The organism is Halomonas sp. (assembly GCF_014859505.1).
Lineage (GTDB): Bacteria > Pseudomonadota > Gammaproteobacteria > Pseudomonadales > Halomonadaceae > Halomonas.
Genome location: NZ_JACUUD010000173.1, coordinates 1 through 4755, shown reverse-complemented (window position 1 = coordinate 4755; position 4755 = coordinate 1). Strand labels below are relative to the sequence as shown.

4 protein-coding genes are annotated in these 4755 nt (G+C 68.3%); 1 reads left to right on the top strand and 3 read right to left on the bottom strand.

Annotation, left to right across the window (positions count from 1 at the left end; genetic code table 11):
• Positions 1 to 53 precede the first annotated feature (53 nt).
• Positions 54 to 1274: a glycosyl transferase gene (locus IBX53_RS14675; RefSeq protein WP_290910690.1), complete on the top strand. Its 1221-nt coding sequence runs from the start codon at positions 54 to 56 to the stop codon at positions 1272 to 1274.
• A gap of 22 nt (positions 1275 to 1296) precedes the next feature.
• Here IBX53_RS14675 and IBX53_RS14670 read toward each other — a convergent pair whose 3' ends face one another.
• The 3 genes from IBX53_RS14670 to thiC all read right to left on the bottom strand — a co-directional run.
• A complete protein-coding gene (locus IBX53_RS14670) occupies positions 1297 to 3078 on the bottom strand; it encodes a sugar phosphorylase (protein ID WP_290910687.1) in 1782 nt (593 codons plus the stop codon).
• A 69-nt stretch (positions 3079 to 3147) separates the two neighbouring features.
• Positions 3148 to 3702, bottom strand: coding sequence for a cytochrome b (locus IBX53_RS14665; RefSeq protein WP_290910686.1), 555 nt, complete (start codon positions 3700 to 3702; stop codon positions 3148 to 3150).
• An 87-nt stretch (positions 3703 to 3789) separates the two neighbouring features.
• The coding region (thiC, locus tag IBX53_RS14660) for a phosphomethylpyrimidine synthase (RefSeq protein WP_290910684.1) at positions 3790 to 4755 on the bottom strand (966 nt) is incomplete at its 5' end.

Sequence of the window (4755 nt, the reverse complement as noted above, 5' to 3'; positions counted from 1 at the left end):
CTGATGCCGGCGGCCCTCGGGACGGAACCGGCAGCGGCAGGGGAGACGGTGGCATGAGCGACTTCCATCAGAACGGCATCATCACCGACTTCCACAACCTGACCCGCCGGCCGGTGGCGGCCCTGGAGGCGGAGCTCTGCGAGTTCGGCCGCCGTCGGCCCATGAGCCTGATCCTGCCCTCGCTCTACTCGGAACTGGAGGGGCCGGCGCTTTCGCATATCGTCGAGGCCCTGGCCGAGGTGCCCTACCTGGCCGAGGTGGTGATCGGGCTCGACCGGGCCGATCGTGCCCAGTTCCTGCACGCCCGCCAGTTCTTCTCGCGCCTGCCCCAGCGCCACCGCATCCTGTGGAACGACGGGCCGCGGCTGCGCGCGCTGGATGCCGAGCTGGAGGGCCAGGGCCTCTCCCCGCGGGAGCCCGGCAAGGGGCGCAACGTCTGGTTCTGCGCCGGCTACGTGCAGGCTTCGGCCCGCGGTGCGGTGGTGGGGCTCCACGACTGCGACATCCTCACCTATGATCGGGGCCTGCTGGCGCGGCTCTTCTACCCGGTGGCCCACCCTCACTTCAACTACGAGTTCTGCAAGGGCTACTACCCGCGCATCGCCGAAGGCAAGCTCAACGGCCGGGTGTCCCGGCTGATGGTCACGCCGCTGTTGCGGGCGCTCAAGCAGATGCATGGGCCGCTGCCCTACCTCGAGTACCTGGACAGCTACCGCTATCCGCTCTCCGGCGAATTCGCCATGCGCGCCGAGGTGCTCGACGGCATCCGGATACCCGCCGACTGGGGCCTGGAGATCGGCGTGCTCTCCGAGGTGCACCGCAACCACTCCACCAAGCGGCTGTGCCAGGTGGACCTGGCCGACTGCTACGACCACAAGCACCAGCCGGTCTCCGAGCAGGACGCCTCGGCCGGGCTCAACCGCATGAGCCTGGACATCGCCAAGGCGCTCTACCGCAAGCTGGCCACCCAGGGCGTGACCTTCAGCGCCGAGGGCTTCCGCACCCTAAAGGCCACCTACTACCGCCTGGCGCTGGATCTGATCGAGGCCTACCACCATGACGCGGTGATGAACGGCCTCGCCCTGGACCGCCACGCCGAGGAGCGCGCCGTGGAGCTGTTCGCCGCCAACCTGCTGGAGGCAGGCAACGCCTTCCTCGACAACCCCGGCGAGCGTCCCTTCATTCCCAGCTGGAACCGCGTGCGCTCCGCGATCCCCGACCTGCTGAGCCGCCTCCACGACGCCGTGGAGGCCGACAACGCTGGGGAAGTGTAACCAGGTCGGATCAGGGCGTCTTTCAGGGCTGCTGCACCAGCCACAGGGTGCGGTAGGGGGCGAGGCTCTCCCCGCCCGCCCAGGGGGCATTCTCCAGCAGGTCGAACCAATCTCCCTCGGCCAGCTCCGCCACCGCCAGTGGCTGGCGCTGGTCGCTGACGTTATGGATCGCCAGCAGGCGCCGGCCGTCGGCCAGCGGGCCACGCTGGAGCACCAGCAGCGCCGGCGGAGCGGGCAGCACCCGCTGGGGGGCGTCGGGGTGGAAGCAGGGCTCGGCGCGGCGGATCGCCAGGCGGCGCTTGAGCGCCAGGAACACCTCCCGGGTGGGGGTGTTGCGGCTGTCGAGCAGCTCGTCGAGTTCGTCCAGGTGCCAGCGGCGGCGGTTGATGGAGCGCAGCCGGCCGCTGCGCTCCACCCCCTCCAGGTCGTTGAGGGTACCGGTCAGGCAGTGCAGGTAGAGCGCCGGGATGCCCTGCAGGGCCAGCATCAGGTGCTGGCTGCACAGGAAGCGCTCGATCTGCCAGGGGTCCCGGCCGCGCCGGGTGCCCTGCATGGCGTCGAACCAGGTGATGTTGATCTCGTAGGGGGTGTCCTCGCCGTCGGGGCGGCGGCGCATGCTGACGAAGCCGCCGAAGCGATGCATCAGCTCCAGCAGCGCCTCGATCTCGTGGGGGGGCAGCCAGCCCTCCAGGGGGCGCACGCCGATGCCGTCGTGGCTGGCGGTGAAGTTGAGGTAGCTGCAGCCCGGGGGCAGCTCGGGGAGGCTCTTGAGCCAGCTGGCCAGCAGGGTGGCGTCGCCGCCGGTGAGAGTGTGCAGCAGCAGCGGCGGCAGCGAGAACTGGTAGACCAGGTGCGCCTCGTCGGGCTCTCCGTCGTCGGCGATTCGTTCAAGGCCAAAGTAGCTGAGGTTCTCGTGGTGGGGCACGTTGGTCTCGGTGAGCAGCAGGGTGCCCGGCGCCACATGATCCACCACGGCGCGCAGCAGGCGCACCACCTCGTGGGTCTCGGGCAGGTGGATGCAGGGGGTGCCCACCGCCTTCCACAGGTAGGCGATGGCGTCGAGGCGGACGATGCGGGCGCCCTGGCCGAGGTAGAAGAGCAGGATGCCGATGAACTCCAGCAGCACGTCCGGGTTGGCGAAGTTCAGGTCGATCTGGTCTTCGGAGAAGGTCGCCCAGAGGTAGCGGGTGCCGCGGCGGGTGGGCACCGGCACCAGCAGCGGTGAGCTGCGCGGGCGCACCACAGCGGTGAGGTCGGTCTCCGGGTCCATCTCGATGAAGTAGTCGCGGCCCGGCTGGCTGCCGGTCAGGTAGTCGACGAACCACAGCGACTCCCGGGAGACATGGTTGAGCACCAGGTCCACCGCCAGGTCGCGCCCCTCGGCCAGCGCGCGGATGTGCGCCCAGTCGCCCAGCGCCGGGTCCACCTCCCGGTAATGGATCACCGAGAAGCCGTCGTCGCTGCTCCAGGGGAAGAAGGGCAGCACATGCACGCCGCTGAAGGTGTCGGGCAGGCGCCGGTCGAGGAACTCGCCCAGCACCTCCAGGGGCGCTCGCTCGCCATCGAGCAGGCTGTCGCCGTAGCCGATCAGCCACTGGTCGCGCTCGCTCCACAGCGGCACGGGGGCGTCATTCAGGGAGCATGTCCCGGGCGCCTGATGCTCGAGCAGCGTCAGCAGCCGGCGCAGCACCTCGTCGGCGCGTTCGCCATAGAGAAAGGCCAGGTGGCCATGGGCGCGGCGGCGGAAGGCCGCCGCGCCCAGTGGTGTGGTGACGGAGGGGGTGAAGGTCGGGCGGTCGGGCATGGTCGGTTCCCTGGTCGATCTGGCGTTGCCAGTACCATGCAGGGAGCGTGCCAGCTCAACCTGCCCGGATCAGAACAGGCTCATGCGTTTCATTACGCTGTCGCGACGGATCAGCCAGTGGTAGAGGGCACCGGCGATATGCAGGGCCACCAGGCCCAGAATCACCCAGCCCAGCCAGCCGTGCCAGAGGAAGAGGCGCTCCGAGAGCGCCTCGTTCACGGGCACGATTCCAGGCAGGCGCCAGTGCAGGAACTGCACCGGGAAGTTGCCGCTGGCGGTGGCGGCCCAGCCCAGCAGCGGCTGCACCAGCAGCGCCAGATAGAGCAGGTGGTGCACCGCCGAGCTGAGCACCCGCTGAAAGTCGGGCAGCGGAGGTTCATGGTCGGGGACCACGAAGAGCAGCCGCGTTATCACCCGGAGCGTCATCAGCGCCAGCATCGCCACGCCGAAGGACTTGTGGGCGGTGTAGAGAAGGTCGGTGCCGGCGCGCCCCAGGCGCTCCATGGCCCCTTCGAAGCCGAGAAATCCCAGGGTCAGGCCGCTGGCCAGCGAGAACAGCAGCACCGCGGCCACCAGCCAGTGCAGCACGCGATGCGGGTAGGCGAAACGGTCTGTCTCTGACATGGGGCTCTCTATCAATGACATGGGGCTCTCCTGGGAATCGAGTCGGGACTTGGCTTCAGCCTAGTCAATGCCACCCTCGCCTGCGCTTCATACCTCCTGGTAGAGCTTGCTCCCCGTCTCGCGGAATTTCTCCGCCTGCTCCTCCATGCCCTTCATCACCGCTTCCTGGTCGCCGTTCAGCCCGTGTTCATTCGCATAGTCGCGCACCTCCTGGCTGATCTTCATGGAGCAGAACTTGGGGCCGCACATGGAGCAGAAGTGAGCCACCTTGGCGGAGTCCTTGGGCAGGGTCTCGTCGTGGTACTCGCGGGCGGTGTCCGGGTCCAGGCCGAGGTTGAACTGGTCCTCCCAGCGGAACTCGAAGCGTGCCTTGGACAGCGCATTGTCGCGGCGCTGGGCGGCCGGGTGCCCCTTGGCCAGGTCGGCGGCGTGGGCGGCGATCTTGTAGGTGATGATCCCGGTCTTGACGTCGTCCTTGTTGGGCAGGCCCAGGTGCTCCTTGGGGGTCACGTAGCAGAGCATGGCGCAGCCGAACCAGCCGATCATGGCCGCGCCGATGCCGGAGGTGATGTGGTCGTAGCCGGGCGCGATATCGGTGACCAGCGGGCCGAGCGTATAGAAGGGCGCCTCGTCGCAGTACTCGAGCTGCTTGTCCATGTTCTCCTTCACGAGATGCATGGGCACATGGCCGGGGCCTTCGATCATCACCTGGACGTCGTGCTTCCAGGCGATATGGGTCAGCTCGCCCAGGGTCTTGAGTTCGGCCATCTGGGCCTCGTCGTTGGCGTCGGCCACCGAGCCGGGGCGCAGGCCGTCACCCAGGGAGAAGGCGACGTCATAGCGCTTGCAGATCTCGCAGATCTCCTCGAAGTGGGTGTAGAGGAAGCTCTCCCGGTGATGGAACAGGCACCACTTGGCCATGATCGAGCCGCCGCGGGAGACGATGCCGGTCACGCGTTTCGCCGTGAGCGGCACGTAGCGCAGCAGCACGCCGGCGTGGATGGTGAAGTAGTCCACCCCCTGCTCGGCCTGCTCGATCAGGGTGTCGCGGAA